The following is a 21076-nucleotide window of genomic DNA, read 5'->3' on the forward strand; positions in this document are numbered from 1 at the left end:
GTCATGTCCTGATACAAAATCCGGGGCCGACGGGCATTGGCGATTTAAAGTGTGCGAAAAGGGAGAGTCTTCTGATGCAGGGGATATCTCGTTGGTTTTGTCATATGTCGAGCGTACTGGTTTGTTGGGTGGTTGCCACAGTGGCCAATGCTGACACCAAGAACGCGATACCTGTTAAGGTTGGCGCCTATGAATATGGCGTCGTCTATTTTTTTGAAAATGATAAACCTTCAGGTTTCACCCCGGAATTGCTTGCAGACCTCAATGCCATCCAATCGAAATACTTTTTCGAGTTGGTCGAAACATCGTCACGTCGTCGCTACAACGATCTTGCGATAGGGGGCTTCGATCTCATTCTGATGGAAAGTCCCGACTGGGACTGGAGAGATCAGGATGTTCTGTTTTCTGATCCCATTGTTGTCGAACATGATTTATTCATCGCCCGCAAGGAGGACGTTCCGGGGCCAAGTTGGTTCGACGATGTAACCCGACATGAGCTTCTTTGCGTGCTGGGGTTCCATTATAAATTTGCCTCTTTCAACGCCAATCCTGAGTATTTGCAAGATCATTTCGGTGTCTTGTTCCACTATGACGAACAACAATTGTTCGACCATTTGTTGGACGGAGAAGGTGACGTTGGCATTGTTTCGGCAGGATTTCTGGCAAGAGCCTATGCAAAAAATCCGGAACTGAGTCAGAGAGTATTTATTGGACCAAGCCCTGATTTCAGCTACGAGCTGGTTGCGGTTCTTTCAAAACAGTCGGCGATATCGCTGGCTGAGTTCAATGATTTAATCCGGAAAGTGAAAAGGGAAGGAAATATCGCGCAGGAATGGCGCGATATGCATGGCAATTTGCCAGCAGGTTAAGCTTTTGGCGTCAATTGCCGTCAGTCTAGTGGCGGGATTCGGGCAATCACATTGCGACGCAGACTTTCAGGACGTTCACGCCAAGGCACGATGCCGTCATCGGTTTCTGCGTATTTTGTGGCAAGTTCCTGCAGATCAGCGATCATGTTGTCCGGATCAATATTTCCGTAAACATAACCCCATTTTCCCTTGCCATTCAGCGCAACCGAACAGCCCGACTTGCAATTGGTCAGGCATTCAACGGCCCTGATTTCAAACGGTATGTCCAGCGTCGCCCCGTTTTCGACCATTTTATCAAACAGTATCCGACCGTGACGTGGCTCCGTTGCCCCTTCGGTCGAGGATGCGGTGCAGGTCGTGCAGATATTCAGGCGGGCTTTGGGGGACATGGTATCCGTCATGATTGTGGTGTTTGCGGGGGCGCATAAAACCAGCTTGCCGGTTATCGGGTCAAGCAATCATCTGGTGGTTCTATCGATCCTGAAGACCTTTGCCCGCAAGAATTCCGGCAACAGATTTTTCAATTCGGGACCTGCGTGTGGCCGATTGTTTGGCACCAGAAAAATAAAGATTGTATCCCCGCTGCCGCCCCGGCGTCAGGGCCTTGAACGCTTTTTCAAGATCAGGATTTTTTGAAAACTCATCCAAAAGTTCAGCCGGAAGCTCAAGATTTTCCTTTTCGCTGAAATCAATCTTCAGGCCGGATTTTTCGACTTCGATGGCCGCTTTGATATAGGCCTTCAGAACATTTTCTTTTGCTCTGATTTCTTTCGCCGACGTAAAATGAATGCGGCGCATTGCCTGCGAATTTTCACCCGGTTTCGCAAGAACACCCTCAGGGTCCTCCATCAACGCGCCCTTGAAAAATCCAAGCGCGCAATCATCTTTCATCCCGTAAATCATAAGGATATTTTTGCCCTCCGACGTGTAGCAAAGATTACCCCACTTCACGTCTTCGGTCAGGCCAGATTCAAGAATGATCGTTCGCAGGGCCTTGCGTTCTTCTTGCCACTTTTCCTGTGCGAGAAGGACCTCAACCTTTGATGTCAGACTGTTCATTTTGTTGCAACTCCGGCGGATGCGTTTCCCGTGCGGAATAAAATCAGCTTGCTGCGCGTTTGGTCAAGCTGTCATCAACCACATGGTCGCTGACAAAATTCTGTATTGTTGCGGCAAGCTGGCGATCCACTAGCGGATGGGACGCATCTGACAGCATCAGGGCAACACCGACTGCGGGCAATGGCGGGAAACCATCGCGGCTTTCAAGAATCTGAAACTCGTCCGTGACACTTGTCGCAGCAAGGGCGGCAATACCCAAACCGTCACGTACCAGATGCAGTAATGACGCCGCCTGTCTGGTTGTCGCAAGCAGGGTAAAAGGACGGTCTGCCTTGGAAATCGCATCAATTGCCCATGCATGGAATTTGCAATCCTCCGCAGGCAGAACAAGTGATAATGGGTTTGCCAGATGTTGTCGGTGAATGGGGGATGAAACCCAGACACCGGGCTCATGACGCAAGAAATATCCTTCTTCACCCTGTTCCGACCGGCTGATGACGGATATATCAAGTTCTCCTTGGTCGAGCATCCGGCGCAGGAATATCGTCGGGTTGACGGAAATGAAGAATTTGGCATCGGGATGGACCTTGCGTATTGCACGCAGCACCACCGGCAGGATTTTCTGAGTGTAATCATCCGGGCATCCGATCCGGATCGGACGGCTGCTATCATGACCGCGCATTTTTCCCATGGCTTCGTCCTGCAACGACAGCATTCGCCTTGCATAACCGACAAAGGTGATGCCGTCCGCTGTCAGCAACACATTGCGACCCTCCCGTTCAAACAGCTTGTTTCCGACAAGATCTTCCAGCCGTTTCATCTGCATGGAAAATGCCGACGGGGTGCGGCCTATCCGGTCGGCAGCACGATTGAAACTGCCACATTCGGCAAAGGCGACAAAGCTTCGGAGCAGATCGGAATCCATGCGACTTCCTTTGATCAGCGAAAATGATCAATAAAATTGAATGGTCAGGTCAAAACTATTCGATTGTTTGATCCTGGGCCAGAACCAATTATCTCCCTCGGCCGGCCAATACGAAACCGTATGTGCCAAAGGAATACCGAGATGATACTTCACGATTTTTTACCGTCGGGAAACGGCTACAAGATTCGTTTGCTGCTGACCCTGCTTGGCAAATCATTTGATCTGGTCGAACATGACATCACCAAGGGTGAAACCCGCACACATGACTTTATATCGCGGATCAACCCCAATGGCAAAATTCCTGCGCTGGAATTCGATGATGGTCGGGTTCTTGTCGAAAGCAACGCGATCCTGATCCATCTTGCCGATGGAACGCCTTATTTGCCGGCCGATGCGTGGGAACGCACCGAGGTTATGCAATGGCTATTCTTCGAACAATACGATCATGAACCAACGATTGCTGTTTTGCGGTCATGGGTCGGGATCAAGGGCATGCCCGAACATGCCGAGATTCTTGTGCCGATGAAACGTGCAGGTGCGGAAAAGGCGCTCGATCTTATGGAAAAACGCCTGTCGGGGCATAACTGGCTGGTGGGGGATGCGTTGACCATCGCCGATATATCCCTTTATGCCTACACCCACGTTGCCGAAGAGGGGGATATCGATCTGTCGATCTATCCTGGCATCCTCGCATGGCTTGACCGTATTGCGGCTTTGCCGGGCTATATTCCGATCTCGTGGAAACCCTGACTTTCCGGGCATAAAAAAGGCAACCGCCCCGACGCCGGGAAACATATTGGGGGATTCCGGAAGGGGGGCGGCTGCAACACCCAATACGCGATCCAGTTGGCGCAAAGGGGAAAGGAAAAGGAAGGTGCGGGGGGACTCTATGCCGTCCGCAAAATCCGGTCCGGTAACAGCGGGTCGGTCACAGCTGCAGAATGGCGCGCCTGAAAATTTTTGAACGCCGTATCCAGATTCGGTACTTCTGCCAGAATTTCCGATCCCCCGGGCATTGCTTTGAGATAGTGGATCATGGGCATGATCAGCATATCTGGAATGGTGAAACGCTGGCCGAATAACCAGCCATCATCATAATGCGGATCAAGAATTTTAAGGTCATGGGCAATAAGATCGCCCATGACCTTCATTCGGACCGCAAAACCCGGATCATTGCGCTGTTCTGTATCGGCAAAAACCATCGGGATGACAAATTGCCGTAGGATTTGTGTATCCAGCCGCGTCGTGGCGACACTGATCCATTGTTCCATGCGCGCCACTTTGTCCTTTCGCACCGGGCGCAATAGCGGTCCGTCAAACGCATCATCAATGTAACGGCAGATCGCACTGGTTTCGTACAGAACCAGATTGTCATGAACCAGAACCGGCACCTTGCCGAACGGATTGAATTGCAGCAATTCCGGTGTCGGCGCTGCACCTGGGGATTGAATGCCTTTGGTGCGGAATTCGAATGAAATCTGTTTCTCGATACAGGCAATCCGGACCGTGCGCGAAAGACTGCTGCGCGGCATGCCGTAGATGATCACCTTGGACATCGCAAAATCCTTTGCATCTGTAGTGGCGTGTCGTTGCGGTTGCGCGGCTCTGAAACAGCGCCCCGTTGCGCTAGAGTTGCCAACAGAATTGCGCACCACATAATATGTTCAAGAACATATTATAGAAATGTGCGAGCCTTGTTTCCCGTCACCTCAATCGGAGCCAGATCATGCCTTACAGTCCGGATCACAAACCAAAGACGCGGCTGAAAATAATCCGATCGGCAGCCAAGCTTTTCAAAACGGTCGGCTATGAAAATGTGACGATCGATCAGGTGATGGCCAATGCGGGACTGACGCGCGGCGGGTTTTACGCGCATTTCAAAAACAAGGAAGACCTGTTTGTCGCCACTGTAGACAGCGGTATTAACCTTTTGTCAGAACCGATCCTGTCGCGTTTGCGCAAAGCAGAAAAATTCGGCCTTGATTGGACCACGGCCTTTGCTGATCTCTATCTGTCGAACCAGCACCTCAATCATCCCGGCAAGGGATGTGCGTTGCCGACGCTTTCAACCGAAGTTGCCCGGTCGGGCGAGCGGGCGCAAAAAGCCTTTTCCAAGGTGATCCGCGGGGCGTGTGGCAGGCTTGCCGGAAAACTCGCACTCGAAGGACGCGGTATAGCCCCGATGACCCGCGAAGAAGCCGATGAATGGTTTGAAAACCCGCCACTTGATGAAATCAGCAAGGAATACCGCATCAATGCGACCGCGATGCTATCGATGATGGTCGGTGCAATGGTGCTTGGACGAGCGGTTGATGATGAAACTGCTGAACTGATTCTCAGTTCGGTGCGAAAAACGGTGCCGCGGCTTAAATCACCGCAGAAAAGCGGAACTGATGCGGCGCTTTGACCGGCGAAAACACGGTCTAGGCCTTGATCAGCGTTTCATCGCAAGCGGTGCGACCTGGCCTTTGCGTTGTGCAATCATTTTCTGTTCCGCAATCGCACCGGCTTCATCGGTTAGGAAGGTAAATATCCCGAACCGGCGTCCCTTGGTCACCGGCATTGCTTCATGCAACAGTGAACAGGAAAATACGACGGCACCCCCGGCAGGCGGCGCGTAAAGGCCGCGACCATATTCGGGAAAACGAACCTGCCCGCCTTCGTACGTTATAGGGTTCAGGTTTAGCGACACCGCAAATCGACGATGTGCGGTAAATGCGGTGCGATTGTCCCGGTGGCGACCGAAATGTCCCTTGTCGGCGGCGTCATAACACCCGATCCTTAGGGCTTCCATGCTTGCTGTTCTGAACTGGAATGCCTTGAACAGTTCCGGAATAACCCGCCCCACAAGTCGGCTTTTGACTTTCTCAAACAACACTTCATCCAGAAGGACAACGTCATTGCGCTTTTTGATGTCGGATTTCGTCGTGCTGCTGTTTTCCGTCCCCTTGGATACACCATCCGCACGCTTTTCACCGGCTTCCCAATAGGAAATCAGTTCCTGACACAATTCCGGTTCCAGAATGTCATGCAGCAACATGACCGGCGCCTGGCGATTGACCACGTCGGATTTGCTTCCGGCGTGGATTGCCTTGCAGACGTCAATGCCGCTATCAACATCTGCAAGCGATGCATTGAACACCAGCCGATGATTTGGATCGATCAGAAGCATTGAGGGGTCAGTAACGCCAAACAGCTTTTTGACCGCGTTTTCCGCGTCATAAAGCTCGGTTGCCTTGGCGTTTGACTTTGCTGCCTTCCTGGGGCTTTTAGTGCCGCCGATGATCAGAAAAGTCAGGGTTTCGCAACCCGTGACCTGATCGAGAAACCGGTCGATTTCCTGCCACGTTTCCTTGGTCGGTTTGTCATCCAGCAACCAAAGCGCAAGTGTGTTTCCCGCGATCAGCTGATCCGTCAGGTCGGTCGGTTGTCCAGCTGTATCGGGCAGTACGATTTTCGGGACGATATCACCTTTGGCAATCCGAATTGAACTGGTTGCTGCCTTTGGTGTTCCTGACATTTCCCTGATCCCCCGATCCGTTTAAATCTGTCCGGCCTTTATCAGACTTTCGCAAAGTACCCTGAAAGAATATCGGCGTAAATCACGACCAGTTTTTCAATGTCTTCGACCATGGCATGCTCGTCGACCTTGTGCATGCTTTGACCTACCAGACCGAATTCCGCGACTTCGCAATATTTGTGGATAAAGCGGGCATCCGATGTGCCGCCCGTGGTGCTCATATCCGGTCGATGGCCCGTGACCTTTTCCGAGGCATCGGAAATCAGGGCAGCAAGCTTGCCGGGCTCGGATACAAACGCCTCGCCGGAAATCTTGACTTTAAGGTCATGGGCACCGGCATGTGCGGCACAGGTTTCACGGATCCATTTTTCCAGATCGACACCCTGATGCAGGTCGTTGAAACGGATATTAAATGCGGCACTTACCTTCGACGGCACCACGTTGGTCGCGGGATTTCCGGCATCAATCGTAGTGACTTCCAGATTGCTTGGCTGGAAATGCGGAGTGCCTTTATCGAGTTCGTGCGTGGTAAGGGCATTAAGGACCTTTAACATGCGCGGTACCGGGTTATCTGCCAGATGCGGATAGGCAACATGCCCCTGCGCGCCATAGATCGTCAGCCAGCCGGTAATGGAGCCGCGGCGACCGACTTTCATCATCTCACCCAGATAAGTCGGATTGGTCGGTTCCCCCAGAAGACAGACATCAAGTTTCTCGCCATGCTTGTCACACCAGTCCAGCAGCTTGATCGTGCCGTTCACCGCATCGGCTTCTTCATCACCGGTAATCAGGAAGCTGATGCTTTCCTCAAAATCGGGATGGGTCGCCAGAAAGGCGTCAACGGATTCAACGAAACAGGCAATGTTGGTTTTCATATCAACCGCGCCGCGCCCGAACAGACGGCCATCCTTGATTTCGCCACCAAATGGATCAACTGTCCATGCTGCGACATCGCCCGCCGGAACTACATCGGTATGCCCCGCGAAGCAGAAATTGCGTCCTTTGGTACCCAACCGGGCATAAAGGTTGTCTATGCTGTCCCAGCCGTCTTCGTGAAACACTTTTCGTTTGCAGTCAAAACCGCGTGCTTCAAGGGCCGTCTGCAAGACATCAAGCGCACCGGCATCCGCAGGGGTAACGGAGGGGCAGCGGATCAGGGATTGGGCAAGGTCAAGGGCGGCGGACATTTGATATTCTCTTGGCTTCTTGATGAATGAGTAGGATTAAAAATCCATCATGGATGTTTCAAGTGAAACATTTGATGTGCAAAGGGGCGAAACGGCATTCCGCCTCGCCCCTTATAAATCATTGGCAAATCGGGTGACAGAAATCAGTCACGCAGCAATTCGTTGATCGAAGTTTTCGAGCGGGTTTTCTCATCCACACGTTTGATGATGACCGCGCAATACAGGCTCGGCCCCGGTTTGCCATCGGGCAATGGCTTGCCCGGAATGCTGCCCGGAACCACAACCGAGTATGCCGGAACGCGGCCGACAAAGGTTTCGCCGGTGGTGCGGTCGATGATCTTGGTTGATGCGCCGATAAATACACCCATCGAAATCACGGCACCTTCTTCGACGATGACGCCTTCGACGATTTCCGAACGCGCCCCGATAAAGGCGTTGTCTTCGATGATGACCGGACCGGCCTGAAGGGGTTCAAGTACGCCACCGATACCGGCACCACCCGACAGATGAACGTTTTTACCAATCTGTGCGCAGGAACCGACCGTTGCCCAGGTATCGACCATCACGCCGGTATCGACATAGGCACCAAGGTTCACAAAGCTTGGCATCAGCACGGTGCCCGGTGCGACATAGGCCGAACGGCGCACAATGCTGCCCGGTACGGCGCGGAAACCGGCATTTTTGAACTCGGCTTCACCCCAACCTTCAAATTTTGACGGGACCTTGTCCCACCAGTTGGTGTTTTCGCCCGGTCCGCCGGAGATGGTGGTCATGTCATTGAGACGGAAGGACAGAAGAACCGCCTTCTTGGCCCACTGATTGACAATCCACTTGCCGTCTGTCTTTTCGGCAACACGCAGTTTGCCGCTATCAAGTGCGGCAAGCGTCTGGTCGACGGCCTTGCGGATTTCACCCTGGGTGGCGGAGCCGATTTCGTCGCGGTTTTCCCATGCGACGTTGATCACGCCTTCAAGTTCTGTTCTGTCCATTTTCAGAAGTCCTTGCGGTCAGCCTTAATTTCATGTCGGGCGGAGAATGGTCAAAGCCTGCTGTGAAGTCAACTCCGCCAGTTTACGTAGTTCCGGCTTTTGGGTGCCCTGATTCTGACCCGCGCAAGAATTACCCGATCACGGCGCCAAGCTCAATCTTGGAACCATGACAAATTTACCTGAAACCGGTTTTAGGCCGGACCGTTGCCCAGTTCGCGTAAGAAATGCACCAGATTGTTGGTTTCGTGGTCGATCCTGGGATCGTCGCGGCCAACCTGCGCCCATTCCTCGTCAGTATGGACCCATACGGTCGTCATGCCCATGTCCTTTGCCGGAAGCAGATTTTTGGCCATGTCTTCGAAATAGATCGCGCGCGTTGGATCAATTGCATCCCGCGCAAGCAATCGGTCATAGGGCTGGCGTTCGGGTTTGGGGATATAGTCGGCGTCGACGATGTCAAAGATGGTTTCGAAATGGCTGGCAATGCCAAGGCGATCCATCACCCGTTCGGCATGCCCGCGCGATGCGTTGGTGAAGATCACCTTGCGGCATGGCAGCGCATCCAAAGCAGCCGCCAGTTCCGGCGCAGGATCCATCACGGACAGATCAATATTGTGAACCTTGTTAAGGTAATCCGCAGGATCAATGTCATGTTCGGTCATTAGACCGCGAAGCGTCGTGCCATAGCGGTGAAAATAGCTTTTCTGGATCACATAGGCCTCGTCCGCCGGAAGCCGTAATGTATCACGCACATATTGCCCGATTAGATTCGAGACCTGCGAAAACAGGTCGCATGCCGAGGGATAGAGCGTGTTGTCGAGATCAAAGATCAGGACATTGTCCGGCGCAATACGTGGAATGACAGTAGTGGCAGAAATGATCGAGGGCATGTTGAAGCATTCCGGTTATGGGCGATGGTGGCACAAAGCTACGCGGCGTTCACGACGTTCTTTATTATGGGATTACATCCGGTTTGCAAAGGTGCCGACGTTGATTTCGCAATGCAGCATTGTAGGCATGCGGTTTTTGCAACAATTTCAGGCTCGAATAATTCGGGGTAGGGGTTTAAAAAGCGCAGCCTGAACAAAGATATAGTCAATCTGTGTTTGGAACCGGGCGGTGCCAGGGGAATGTTCCGAATTTCGGCGCGTTACGCACCCGGAAATGTATTCGCGAAGTTCGAAATCTGTCGGTGCTGTAAAGGCGTTATTAAGGGTGCCATGCAGATGATAGGCGAATTCGTCTTTGCGGATGATGTGACTTCCTGAATTGGGGGCAGGAAGTCGCAAGGATTTCGAGGCAGCGCAAGAGGACCCTTTGGAAAAGCTTCTCAAAAGTCGCACGACGGAACTGCGAAACGAACGAAACCGCTTCGCAGCACTTGCGTTTGTGTGGGGGGATCTTCTGCTTGAACTGGATGACGATCTGAGGATCGTGTTCGCATCCGGTGCGGCAGATGGCATGATTGGCCGTTCGGCAGCTGATATTGAAGGCCATACCCTGCAGTCGGTTCTGGCCCCGCAATTCCGACCACTGGTTCAGGAAATGTTGTATGTGGCGCGTCGTCGCGGCCGGATGGACAACATCCAGGTGCGGTTTATTCGCCCGGACGAACAGCTAAGCGCCCCGGTTTCCATGAGCGGTTATTTCCTGCCCGATCTTGGCGATCATTTCTTTGTTGCCCTGCGCGTTGCAATTAATACGCTGCCCCATGATGTGGCGCGATCAATCAGGCGCGATGAAGCAACCGGCCTGATGGACGAGGAAAGCCTTTCCCGGGTCGTAACTGAACGCCTGATGGCGCAACGCGAAACCGGTGCAGAACACAAATTTACCCTGATGACGTTGAATGCCTTTGATCCGCTTTGCAAACGCATGGAGCAGATCGAACGTGATGAAATGCTGTCCAGTATCGGTGCATTTCTAAGGGCGCATTCTGTTGCCGGGGATACTGCGGGCCGCCTGAATGGCAATCAGTTCGGTATGTTGCATCGGCCCGATGTGCCAGTTGGCGAACTTGAAGATCGGATTGCCGATTGTGCGCGGGACGCCGATCCGGAAGGCAAGGGGGTGGAGATTTCCACGTCCGTTACCGACTTTACGGCCGAAATGATCCCGCCTGGCGATCTGGCCCGCGGGGTGCTTTATTCTATCCGCCGGTTCTGCGACCGGCAGGAGCACGGATTTACATTTTCGCGTCTGATAGGGCAGACCCCCAATCTGGTGAATGATACCTTTTCGGCGATGCGCGATTTCGGCATGCGGGTTGACCGTCTGAAATTCGATGCGGTTTATCAGCCGATCGTGCGGTTGCCATCTGCGGAAATCCATCATTTCGAGGTCTTGGCGCGCTTTTATGATGATGATGGTAATCTTATTCCGACGGAACGACTGATCAGCTTTGCCGAACAGGTCAACATGATCCACAGGCTGGATCTGGCGATGATGCGCCGGACCCTCAAGTGGATCCGTAACCAGCTGGACGAGGGCATCGATGCCCGCGTGGCGGTCAACGTTTCGGGTCATAGCATCGAAAATCCGGATTTCTGTCGGTCTGTGATTGCACTGTTTGAACGCAATCGCGACACGATGGGGCAGTTGATGATCGAAATCACCGAAACAGCCGAGATCACGGATATTGATACGGCATCTACCTGGATTTCACGGTTCCGCGATTTTGGCGTTGAAATCTGTCTGGATGATTTTGGCACGGGGGCATCGAATTTCCGGTATCTCAGTGCACTGGATGTTGATTATGTCAAAATAGATGGGGAATCGATCCGGCAGTCACTGAAAGCGAGCAAAGGCAGAGCGTTTCTGAAATCGCTGGTCGATCTTTGTCATGAATTGAAAGTCGAGGTCGTAGCGGAAATGATTGAAACCGATGCCATGCGGGAGATGGTTACCAAGGTTGGTTTTGATTATGCGCAAGGATATCTTTTCGGTAAGCCCGAAAAGGACATCTCGCTTTACTGGCGCAATATCAATGATCCCAAGCGGTACTAGGATCAGGATCTGTCAGTCACAGCAAAGGTCACCATTCCGGCGGTCCTTTTTGTAAGCTCAAACAGATCCGTCTGGCTGAAACAAGAAACAGTTTTCAGGTTTCAGCAAAAAAGGCCGGTGCATGCACCGGCCTTTCTGAAATGGTGATTGTCTGTCGCCTTATTCGGCGGCTTTGACTTCGGCGTTGCTGCGGATTGCAGCTTCGCGAACGTCGGCAGCGACATGTTCTTCGAACTTCGCGAAGTTCTTTTCAAACAGGCCCGTCAGGTTTGCTGCAGCCTTGTCATAGGCAGCCTTGTCCGACCAGCTGTCGCGCGGGTTCAGAACTTCTGCCGGGATATCGCCGCAAGCGGTCGGATAGGCCAGACCGAAATACGGATCGGTTGCGAAGTCGGCATTTTCCAGTTCGCCATTCAGCGCCGCGTTCAGAAGCCCGCGGGTATAGGCGATTTTCATGCGCGAACCAACGCCATAGGCACCACCGGACCAGCCGGTATTGACCAGCCAGCAATTGGCCTGATGTTTTTCCATAAGTTCGCCAAGCAGTTCGGCATAAACCGATGGATGACGCGGCATGAACGGTGCACCAAAGCAGGCGGAAAACGCTGCGGTCGGTTCCTTGACGCCTTTTTCGGTACCGGCAACTTTTGCGGTGTAACCCGACAGGAAGTGGTACATCGCCTGTGCCGAAGTCAGCTTGGCGATCGGCGGCAGAACGCCAAACGCATCGCAGGTGAGCATGATGATGTTTTTCGGGTGACCACCACGACCGTTTTCCGATGCATTCGGGATGAATTCGATCGGATAGCTGGAACGGGTATTTTCGGTGTGACGGGCATCGTCGAGGTCAAGCTCGCGCGATTGCTTGTTCATCACAACGTTTTCCAGAACCGTCCCGAAGGTTTGGGTTGTGGCATAGATTTCCGGTTCTGCTTCTTTGGAAAGCTTGATTACCTTGGCGTAGCAGCCGCCTTCGAAGTTGAAGACGCCATCTTCACCCCAGCCATGTTCATCGTCACCGATAAGCGTGCGTGATGCGTCGGCCGACAGGGTGGTTTTGCCGGTACCCGACAGACCAAAGAAGATTGCGGTGTCGCCGTCCTTGCCCATATTGGCCGAACAATGCATCGGCATGACGCCTTTGGCCGGAAGAATATGGTTAAGAACAGAGAAGATCGATTTCTTCATTTCGCCGGCATACCAAGTGCCGCCGATGATCACCATTTTGCGTTCGAACGAAACGACGACGAATACTTCGGAACGGGTGCCGTCGACTTCCGGATCAGCCTGCAGGCCGGGAGCATGCAGAACGGTGAATTCCGGCGCGAAGTCGCGAAGTTCTTCTTTCTGCGGCTGAATGAACATGTTGCGCGCAAAAAGATTGTGCCATGCATTTTCGTTGATCACGCGAACCGGCAGGCGGAAACGCGGATCCGAACCGGCATAGCAGTCCTGAACGAACAGTTCGGTGCCCTGGAAGTAAGCGCGCACTTTTTGATACAGGCGCTCGAACACTTCCGGGCTGACCGGGCGGTTAACGTCGCCCCAGTCGATGTCGTTCTTGGTGCCTTCCTCTTCGACGATGAAACGGTCCTGCGGGGAACGGCCGGTATGTTCACCGGTCAGCGCAACAAATGCGCCACCCTTGGCAATTTTACCTTCCTGACGGCGGATTGCATGTTCGTAGAGGCCGGCAGCGTCCAAATTCCAGTGAACGGCGCCAAGATTCTTGAGGCCATGGGTTTCAAGGCCTACACGGCTGACAACGGGTCCTGATTGCAGCACGGATCTCTCCTGGTGGGAATTGAGTCTGGGGGTTAATAGTCAATTCTACACAATCGGTATGTGGGTTAACCGTTTGCGTCGCGACATATTGTTACAAAGGTGTCTCAAAAGCAACCTGTCCTTTGGCTCAATACCAAGGAAAACGTAGACGTTTTTGCGTTTGCGAAAAGTCACCTTTCGAAAGTGACAATTAAATCTTCGTTGCCCAAATCAGGTCATTTGACCGCGCGCTTTTTTACACATTTCGACCAGAATATCGCGCGCTTCGCCGGGGCTGCGGATTGTTTCGGTGAAGTTGACCCGCAAAGGTCGGGAATCGGCAGAATTGCGTTCCAAATCCATTCCATCGCAATCAATGGCGACCATTTTCCAACCGTCATTCTTATCCTGATCGCTGAAATATCTGACAATGTCGGCTATCGAATCGGCATGATCGGAATTCATTTGGAAAATGACTTCATCATGGCCATCAATCAGTGGTTGGCAGCCATCAATCACAAACTGGTTTCCCGTTAGTCGGCGCTGTTTGCCAAACCCGCCAACCCAGTAAACCGCCTCTACTGCAACGTGGTAAAAGTCAAAATCGGCGAAATCGGCATATTGGGCGGCATCGGGATGGGTTTGAAGGTAGCGTTGGCGTGTTTCCGGTGCGTGATCGGCAACGGCCCGGCCAAAGATCGTCAGTCTGGCATTGTCCGTATCGATCCGCTCGCTTTGTCCGGCATCGATATTGCCGTCGGTGAAAAGAAGCGACAGACGCGGATCACGTCGTAAATGACGGGTATGATCCGCCAGATCGGAAATCAGCAGAATGGGGCTGCCATCAATATGCGCAGCAGGGACAACGATTGACGTCACCGGCCAGCCATCGCCGACCTGTTTGTGATCACAGGCGGTTGTAGCCATCACGGCATGTAAGGCACGTCTCGTCATACGCCGGAGTTCTGCCGCTGCATTTCCGTTTTGCTGTGCAAGGCTCGACATGCATACGCCCCTTTGATGATCAGGGTTTTTATTTAGGATTGGTTGTTGCCGTCCGCAATGTCTGGTCTGGCTGGGTTACAGGTCTTTGTCACCGGTCGTGATCAGCGGTTCGGAAGTGGTCGAAAAACGCCGTTTGCGGACGGTTTCCAGCAGCCGTTTCTTGCTGCCGTCACTCATGCCCATCCATGCGCCGATTTCATCGCCGGTGCGAAAGCATCCGATGCAGTACCCGGCGACCGGGTCAAGAACGCAAACGCCAATGCAGGGGGATTTGACAGGCATGATTTTCCAAGCTGGTAACAGGATTGATTGCCTGCATAGAAAACACAAAGCCCGCCAGGATCAAGAGGGTAATAATCCGGCGGGCTTTGTTACGTGTGGTAATCTGGTGGGTGTGAAAGCCCTAGAGGCGGTCAAACCAGTTGCGGACCTGGCGGTCGGCCTCTTCGCGTTTAACGCCATAGGCTTCCTGAACCAAGCCAACCAGTTTTTCCTGCTGGCCTTCGATCTCATCAAGATCATCGTCGGTGAGGCGGCCCCATTCGCGCTTGACGTGACCACGCATCTGTTTCCAACGGCCTTCGATCTGGTCCCAATTCATCAGGTGTTCTCCTGTTTCTTTCGGGTTGTTTGCTCGTTCGGTCCGGAAATTTTATCTGCATGCCAACCGCATGCTGCTTTTCCGGTTGCCTGATCATAAAACGGCTCGGAGTGTTTTTTGTTCCACGATACCCGGATTGTATCCTCTGCCGGGGCAGGGGTACGGCCCGCTGACTTGCCATATTCGCCTGCGAGGGTTATAGCCGAGCCAGTTTTTTCATTGGAGTGTGTGTGAGCGCACCATCGGCGTGCAGCACGGAGGACAATATGCGCGGATATTTCGGGATCGGGATCGAAGGGGCCAGCAAGCCCTTTAACGTGGGCACGCTGTTTCGTTCCGCCCATGCGTTTGGTGCCAGCTTTGCCTTTACGGTGGATGCGGATTTTCGTGATGAACGGGCCAATGTGGCCGACACATCACGTGCGTCCGAGCAGATGCCCTACTATCACTTCCCGGATCACGATCATCTGTTCCTGCCCGATGGATGCCGGATGGTTGGTGTCGAACTGACACCTGATGCGATTGAACTGCCAAGTTTCAAACATCCATCGCGCGCGGCTTATATTCTTGGCCCGGAACGCGGAAATCTGTCGCAGGAAATGCAGGATCAGTGCGATTTCATCATTAAAATCCCAATGAGCTTCTGCGTAAATGTCGCGATTGCTGCCAATATCGTGATGTATGACCGCCTGATCAGTCTGGGCCGGTTCGCCCCGCGCCCGGTACGTGCTGGTGCCCCGACCGAGCCAAAGCCGGAAGCCTTTTATGGCGGCTGGATTTCGCGCACGCGTGACAAACGCAAAGCAGACCCTGAAAAGTTCCGTCAGGCACCGCCGCCGGATTACAGCGTGATTGACGGTACGCTGGATGACGACGATTAAGGCATGAAAATGAAGCAACGACCGCGAGGGAGGGGCGCGGCCGTTGCATTTTCCTGACCCGGTTTCATCGACAGGGGGAGGTCGATGGCAGAGGGCATGGGGTCAGGCAATCAGGTTTACTATGTCGTTTCAGGCAGCCTGTACTGCCGTTTCATCTCGCTGATCCCCTTCGTTAGCGTCGGGAATTTCCGCCTTTTCAGGCAGAATGCCGTGCGGATTGCGCAGCAGGTTGGCAATCATCCGCATCCCGACATCACCTTGCAGGGTCAGCAGGCTTTCGGGATGGAACTGAACTGCACTGATCGGCAGGCTTTGATGACGTATCCCCATAACCACACCGTCATTGCTGCGCGCGGTGACTTTAAGGTCAGCTGGCAGGCTTGCCAGGTCGGCAAATAGCGAGTGATAGCGCCCAACAACGATTTCATCGGGAAGGCCTTCAAACAACGGATCAGACGGGTCCAGTTTCACCTTAGACGGTTTGCCATGCATCGGTGTGTCGAGTTGACCAAGTGATCCACCAAAAAATTCGACAATCCCCTGTAAACCAAGACAAACACCAAAGACCGGAAGCCCCGCGGCAAGGGCACGTTCGATGCTTTGGCGCAGACCATAATCATCGGGGCGTCCCGGACCCGGGGACAGGAACACCAGATCGGGTTTGAAATCGTCAAAGGCTTCGTCAGGGAAACCGGGGCGGAGCGTTAATGTTTCGGCACCGGTTGCGCGGATATAGCTGGCAAGGTTTTGAACAAAGCTGTCTTCGTGATCGATCAGAAGCACGCGTTTGCCAACACCCGAAATGGTCGGATCAATGGTGGCTTCGTCCTTGGCATCGCGGGTGACGGCATCAATCATTGCCGATGCCTTCAACACTGTTTCGGCTTCTTCGGCAGCAGATTCACTATCAAACAGCAATGTCGCACCCGCGCGAACTTCGGCGACACCCTGTTTGAGACGCACAGTTCGTAATGTCAGGCCGGTATTCAGATCGCCATTGCACAGAACCGCCCCGATGGCCCCGCCATACCATGCACGCGGACTGCGTTCGACGGTTTCGATATGCTTCATGGCGGCCCGTTTGGGGGCACCGGTTACGGTAACCGCCCAGCAATGTGTCAGGAAAGCATCAAGTGCATCAAAGCCTTCGCGAAGGCGGCCTTCGACGTGATCGACCGTGTGGATCAGGCGGGAATACATTTCGATCTGGCGACGACCAAGAATACGGATGCTGCCGGGTTTGCAGACGCGTGCCTTATCATTCCGATCAACGTCGGTGCACATGGTCAGTTCGGATTCTTCCTTGGCCGAATTCAGAAGGGTTCGGATATTTTCCGCATCCTCGATCGCGTCGCGACCGCGCGCGATGGTGCCCGAAATCGGGCAGGTTTCAATACGTTGGCCGGTGACGCGGACATACATTTCCGGCGATGCCCCGATCAGATGTTCACCGTCACCAAGATTGATCAGGAAACCATAAGGTGCCGGATTTCGGCGTTTAAGGCGGCGGAAGATTTCCGACGGGGCACTTTTGCATTCGGTCCGAAAGACGCGGCTTGGCACGACTTCAAACAGTTCTCCGCGCGCAAATCGTGGCTTGGTATCATCGACGACGGCGGCATATTCGCCGTCTTTCATATCATTTTCTACGATGCCGTTTGCACCATGTGATGGCGGGTGATCCTGGGCAATGCGGTCGAGCCCAGTGGTACTATGGCCATCTGGTGCAATGAATTCATATTCAAAAAGGGTCGCGACCTTGGATGCGTGGTCGACTGTGATCATCTGGTCGGGTAGATAAAGATGGACATCCTTGTGATCACTGCTGCGGTCCTGGGTCAGTGCAATTTGTTCGAAATGAAGGGCGATGTCGTAGCCAAAGGCACCGTATAGACCCAAACGTTCCTCGCCCTTGTGGGCAAAGAGATCGCGAATGGCCCGGACAACGGAAAACAGACTGGGTTGTTGACTGCGTTCTTCTTCGGGGAACCAATCGGCCGCTTTGCCGACATAGCCGTAAAGCCCGTCATCGCCCTTGGTCAGGCCTTCGATATGGGCATGATCGGCAAGGGCGTTTTCAATCACCGGCAAAAGCACCCGGCCGCGATCATTAAGCGCACGGATTGCAAAGCCGCGTTCGCGCCCGGTGATTTCCAGCGGTGGTTTGGCAAATCCCATGTCCCAGCGCGAATAACGACCCGGAAACTCGTAGCTTGAAGACAGCAAAACACCCTTCGTCCGGTCAAGCGCGTCGATCAGGCTTTCGGTGGCATTTTCATAGGTGATTTCTGTCTGGCGGCGAATAATGGCGATGCCGCCGTCTGTGGTATATCGATATTCGCTACTGGTTTCAGAAGTCGGGTTGGTCACGTCAAATACTCCGTTTGCGGGGCGCTGCCGCAGGAGCAATGTGACTTTTCAGCAAATAGGAAAAAGGTCTGAAAACACAAAGCCGCCTGCGAAGATCAGGCGGCCGGTTGTTTCAGGGCATGATAATTGGCCGCCCGCTTATGCGGACCACCACCAACGATTGGAAATAAGGATCGGGTTCATGCCGTGTGTTTTCATGCGTCAAACTATGATCAGCGATCAGGCGGGCGTCAAGCATTTTGATCAGATGATCATTCGCCCGGTTCGGAAACCTCAAAACGCAGAGGTTTGTGGCAATGTGGGCAGGACAAAAGATCGTCTTCGTGATCGTGATGAATGTCGCGGATATCGGAAATGATTGACTGGGCTTGCTCATCACTGATGCCAAGTTCGTCTTGATGGGATCGCAACCTTCTTCGCACGGCCTCGGTCAGGCGTTTTCCCGAAAGCTGATGGGCGGCTTGTTGGCGATATGCATCTTCGCGGCGGCGCAGTTCACTGGAAAAGGCCGATGCCAGAATACCGGCGGGCACCGCGACTATGCCGATACCCGTCAGTGAAATCAGACTTGCGATGACTTTGCCCAATGCTGTGATCGGTACGACATCACCGTAACCGACGGTGGCAAGTGTGATGACGCTCCAGTAAAGGGCACTGGGCAGGTTGCCAAATGCGTCAGGTTGGGCTTCGTGTTCGGCAAGATAAATGGCACCGGCGCTGAAAACCAGCATGCAGGCCAGCGCCGCGCTTGCGGCACCAAAGATGCCCATCTGCTGACGAAACACCATCAGCATCAGTTCAAGGCCGGTAGAATAGCGGGTGAATTTCAAAAGCCGAAGCAGGCGGACAATGCGGATGAACCGGAGATCAATCGACGTGAAAAACAGCAAGAAGACCGGAAGGATCGCAATCAGATCAACCATTGCCATCGGTCGCAGCATATAACGCAAACGCCCCCATTTTCCGGAAAATTCCGGGTTGTCGGGGGCCGACCATACGCGCAAGACATATTCAACGGTGAAAATCGCCGTGCAGATCAGCTCAATGACCAGAAACAGTATAAAAAACTGTTCGGCCAATTCATGAACGGTGTCGAGAATGACGCAGATAACATTGATCACGATCAGCGAAGCAAGGATCAGATGTATGGTCAATGACAGCCGCGATTGGCGATCAACCCCATGCAGCAAATTCTGAACCTTTGATCGAAGCGTTCTTTCCATTTGACCCCATATGCTACCGGGGCCAGAAAGACTGCCCGCAATCGTTCGATGATTGCCGGTATCGCTTCAGAAATGGTTAAAGAAGATGCTGATCTGGAGCCGGAGGGCGTTAGTAACCCTTTGCCGCACGAATGAAATCGGCAATTTTGCGCGCGTCTTTCACGCCTTTGGTTTTTTCAACACCAGACGATACATCGACCCACGGGGCACCGGAAATACGGACGGCGTCGGTGACATTGTCAGGATCAAGTCCACCGGCCAGCATCCAGTTGCTTTTGAAGCTGCGCCCGGTAAGAAGATTCCAGTCAAAACTAACGGCATTGCCACCGGGCAAGTTGCTGTCTTTGGGCGGTTTGGCATCAAAAAGCAGGAAATCGGCGACGCCATCGAAGTTTGCCGCAGCGGCATCAATGTCATCGGATGTACTGACCGAAACAGCCTTCATGACGCGCAGACCGAATTTTTCTTTTACTTGTGCGACCCGTTCCGGGCTTTCCTTGCCATGCATCTGGATCACGTCAAGGCGACCGGCCTTGATCGCGTTTTCAAGAGCTTCGTCACCGGCTTCAACGAATAGGCCAACCTTAAGGATACTGTCCGGTACGCGCTCGGTCAAAGTAGTGGCGCCGTTAAGCGATATGTGACGCGGGCTTGGTGGAAAAAAGACATAGCCCAAGGCATCAGCACCGGCACTCATCGCGGCCATTGCAGCGTCTTCGCTATTGATTCCACAGATTTTGACCATGCAGCTCATCGGGGTGTCCTGTCTTGTAGCCAATTCAAACTTCCGTCCAAGTCATTTGGTCCTAGCAGAAAGTGATCCCGACCAACAGGATATTTGCGAATTTAGGTGGCTTTCCACTGGCGAGATGGCGGTTGCTGCGCTATTTTCCCGGCCATGAGCAAGCACACAGGCCCAGCCGGGGGCGAAAACGGCGAAAAGACAACCCATTTCGGTTTTCGGGATGTTCCGGAAAGCCAGAAAGCATCCATGGTGCGTGAGGTTTTCGATACTGTCGCGTCCAAATATGACTTGATGAACGATCTGATGAGCGGCGGTGTACACCGTTTGTGGAAAGATACGTTCATTAACGAGCTGAAGCCGCGTCCGGGCATGAAACTGCTGGACGTTGCCGGTGGCACCGGGGACATTGCATTCCGGTTCCTGAAGAATGGCGGCGGCTCGGTCACCGTATGCGACATCAACTATGAAATGCTGCATGTCGGTCGCGATCGAGCGGTGGATCATGGGTTGCTGAAAAACATCAACTGGACTGTTGGCGATGCGCAGAAACTGCCGCTGCCCGATCATTCGGTTGATGCCTATACGATTGCCTTTGGTATCCGAAACGTGACGCGGATTACCGAAGCCCTTTCCGAAGCCTATCGTGTGCTCCGACCGGGCGGAAAATTCCAGTGTCTAGAGTTTTCCAAGGTGGTGGTGCCGGGGTTTGATAAACTTTACGACACATACTCCTTCAAGCTTTTGCCTGAAATCGGTCGCTTCATTGCCGGGAATCGCGAAGCATATCAGTATCTGGCCGAAAGCATCCGTCAGTTCCCCGATCAGGAAACTTTTGCATCCATGATCCGCGATGCAGGGTTCGAACGGGTGAAATATCGCAATCTTTCCGGTGGTATTGCCGCCATTCATTCCGGCTGGCGGGTATAGGTGGC

At 53.2% G+C, this 21076-nt stretch carries 21 protein-coding genes; 6 read left to right on the plus strand and 15 right to left on the minus strand.

The features are described 5' to 3' along the window. Window positions 1-74 precede the first annotated feature (74 nt). Window positions 75-869 (plus strand): ABC transporter substrate-binding protein, encoded by a 795-nt coding sequence (locus TH468_RS18940; RefSeq protein ID WP_168177190.1) that lies wholly within the window; start codon window positions 75-77, stop codon window positions 867-869. 20 nt (window positions 870-889) lie between these two features. Here TH468_RS18940 and TH468_RS18945 read toward each other — a convergent pair whose 3' ends face one another. The 3 genes from TH468_RS18945 to TH468_RS18955 all read right to left on the minus strand — a co-directional run bounded on the left by TH468_RS18945 (window position 890) and on the right by TH468_RS18955 (window position 2853). Continuing rightward, on the minus strand, window positions 890-1270 hold the full coding sequence (locus TH468_RS18945; RefSeq protein ID WP_246832383.1) for a DUF1636 domain-containing protein: 381 nt from the start codon (window positions 1268-1270) through the stop codon (window positions 890-892). A 70-nt stretch (window positions 1271-1340) separates the two neighbouring features. Then, window positions 1341-1928 (minus strand): YdeI family protein, encoded by a 588-nt coding sequence (locus TH468_RS18950; RefSeq protein WP_085646098.1) that lies wholly within the window; start codon window positions 1926-1928, stop codon window positions 1341-1343. A 43-nt stretch (window positions 1929-1971) separates the two neighbouring features. Beyond that, window positions 1972-2853: a LysR family transcriptional regulator gene (locus tag TH468_RS18955; RefSeq protein ID WP_085646099.1), complete on the minus strand. Its 882-nt coding sequence runs from the start codon at window positions 2851-2853 to the stop codon at window positions 1972-1974. A 141-nt stretch (window positions 2854-2994) separates the two neighbouring features. Here TH468_RS18955 and TH468_RS18960 point away from each other — a divergent pair, with 141 nt between their 5' ends. Next, window positions 2995-3603, plus strand: a complete 609-nt coding sequence (locus TH468_RS18960) for a glutathione S-transferase family protein (protein ID WP_085646141.1) — start codon at window positions 2995-2997, stop codon at window positions 3601-3603. Window positions 3604-3740: 137 nt separating this feature from the next. On the opposite strand, the gene TH468_RS18965 is transcribed toward TH468_RS18960, so the two are convergent. After that, window positions 3741-4409, minus strand: a complete 669-nt coding sequence (locus TH468_RS18965; RefSeq protein WP_085646100.1) for a glutathione S-transferase family protein — start codon at window positions 4407-4409, stop codon at window positions 3741-3743. Window positions 4410-4579: 170 nt separating this feature from the next. Between TH468_RS18965 and TH468_RS18970 the strand changes: the two genes are divergently transcribed. Beyond that, the gene (locus tag TH468_RS18970) at window positions 4580-5260 is read left to right on the plus strand and encodes a TetR/AcrR family transcriptional regulator (protein ID WP_085646101.1); all 681 of its coding nucleotides are present in this window, start codon (window positions 4580-4582) and stop codon (window positions 5258-5260) included. Window positions 5261-5287: 27 nt separating this feature from the next. On the opposite strand, the gene TH468_RS18975 is transcribed toward TH468_RS18970, so the two are convergent. From TH468_RS18975 to TH468_RS18990, 4 genes are all read right to left on the minus strand, one after another. Next, a complete protein-coding gene (locus TH468_RS18975; protein WP_085646102.1) occupies window positions 5288-6373 on the minus strand; it encodes a 2OG-Fe(II) oxygenase family protein in 1086 nt (361 codons plus the stop codon). A gap of 41 nt (window positions 6374-6414) precedes the next feature. After that, window positions 6415-7560, minus strand: coding sequence for a succinyl-diaminopimelate desuccinylase (gene dapE / locus TH468_RS18980; protein ID WP_085646103.1), 1146 nt, complete (start codon window positions 7558-7560; stop codon window positions 6415-6417). A 143-nt stretch (window positions 7561-7703) separates the two neighbouring features. After that, window positions 7704-8549 carry a 2,3,4,5-tetrahydropyridine-2,6-dicarboxylate N-succinyltransferase gene (gene dapD, locus TH468_RS18985; protein ID WP_007091836.1) on the minus strand — a complete coding sequence of 282 codons (846 nt, stop codon included), beginning with the start codon at window positions 8547-8549 and terminating at the stop codon, window positions 7704-7706. A gap of 191 nt (window positions 8550-8740) precedes the next feature. Then, entirely contained in the window at window positions 8741-9439 is a 699-nt protein-coding gene (locus TH468_RS18990) for a pyrimidine 5'-nucleotidase (protein WP_085646104.1), read from the minus strand. Window positions 9440-9866: 427 nt separating this feature from the next. Here TH468_RS18990 and TH468_RS18995 point away from each other — a divergent pair, with 427 nt between their 5' ends. Then, the gene (locus tag TH468_RS18995; RefSeq protein WP_085646105.1) at window positions 9867-11555 is read left to right on the plus strand and encodes an EAL domain-containing protein; all 1689 of its coding nucleotides are present in this window, start codon (window positions 9867-9869) and stop codon (window positions 11553-11555) included. Between the two features lie 159 nt (window positions 11556-11714). Here the strand turns inward: TH468_RS18995 and TH468_RS19000 are convergent, their stop codons facing one another. From TH468_RS19000 to TH468_RS19015, 4 genes are all read right to left on the minus strand, one after another. Continuing rightward, window positions 11715-13340: a phosphoenolpyruvate carboxykinase gene (locus tag TH468_RS19000; RefSeq protein ID WP_085646106.1), complete on the minus strand. Its 1626-nt coding sequence runs from the start codon at window positions 13338-13340 to the stop codon at window positions 11715-11717. Window positions 13341-13550: 210 nt separating this feature from the next. Then, the gene (locus tag TH468_RS19005; RefSeq protein ID WP_085646107.1) at window positions 13551-14324 is read right to left on the minus strand and encodes a HugZ family protein; all 774 of its coding nucleotides are present in this window, start codon (window positions 14322-14324) and stop codon (window positions 13551-13553) included. Window positions 14325-14399: 75 nt separating this feature from the next. Beyond that, entirely contained in the window at window positions 14400-14606 is a 207-nt protein-coding gene (locus tag TH468_RS19010; RefSeq protein WP_085646108.1) for a DUF1289 domain-containing protein, read from the minus strand. A 121-nt stretch (window positions 14607-14727) separates the two neighbouring features. Continuing rightward, complete coding sequence (locus TH468_RS19015; RefSeq protein WP_037989411.1) at window positions 14728-14925, minus strand: CsbD family protein; 198 nt, start codon at window positions 14923-14925, stop codon at window positions 14728-14730. A 266-nt stretch (window positions 14926-15191) separates the two neighbouring features. Between TH468_RS19015 and TH468_RS19020 the strand changes: the two genes are divergently transcribed. Then, on the plus strand, window positions 15192-15806 hold the full coding sequence (locus TH468_RS19020) for an RNA methyltransferase (RefSeq protein WP_062952232.1): 615 nt from the start codon (window positions 15192-15194) through the stop codon (window positions 15804-15806). Window positions 15807-15935: 129 nt separating this feature from the next. Here the strand turns inward: TH468_RS19020 and TH468_RS19025 are convergent, their stop codons facing one another. The 3 genes from TH468_RS19025 to TH468_RS19035 form a co-directional block, all read right to left on the minus strand. Continuing rightward, complete coding sequence (locus tag TH468_RS19025) at window positions 15936-18176, minus strand: anthranilate synthase component I (protein WP_085646109.1); 2241 nt, start codon at window positions 18174-18176, stop codon at window positions 15936-15938. A 251-nt stretch (window positions 18177-18427) separates the two neighbouring features. Beyond that, on the minus strand, window positions 18428-19399 hold the full coding sequence (locus TH468_RS19030) for an ion transporter (RefSeq protein WP_085646110.1): 972 nt from the start codon (window positions 19397-19399) through the stop codon (window positions 18428-18430). Between the two features lie 109 nt (window positions 19400-19508). Next, the gene (locus TH468_RS19035) at window positions 19509-20153 is read right to left on the minus strand and encodes a phosphoribosylanthranilate isomerase (protein ID WP_085646111.1); all 645 of its coding nucleotides are present in this window, start codon (window positions 20151-20153) and stop codon (window positions 19509-19511) included. A gap of 144 nt (window positions 20154-20297) precedes the next feature. On the opposite strand from TH468_RS19035, the gene ubiE reads away from it, so the two are divergent. Further along, window positions 20298-21071: a bifunctional demethylmenaquinone methyltransferase/2-methoxy-6-polyprenyl-1,4-benzoquinol methylase UbiE gene (gene ubiE, locus TH468_RS19040; protein ID WP_071239362.1), complete on the plus strand. Its 774-nt coding sequence runs from the start codon at window positions 20298-20300 to the stop codon at window positions 21069-21071. The last annotated feature ends 5 nt before the right edge of the window (window positions 21072-21076 follow it).

It is taken from the genome of Thalassospira sp. MCCC 1A03138, from assembly GCF_002115785.1.
Classification (GTDB): Bacteria; Pseudomonadota; Alphaproteobacteria; order Rhodospirillales; family Thalassospiraceae; genus Thalassospira.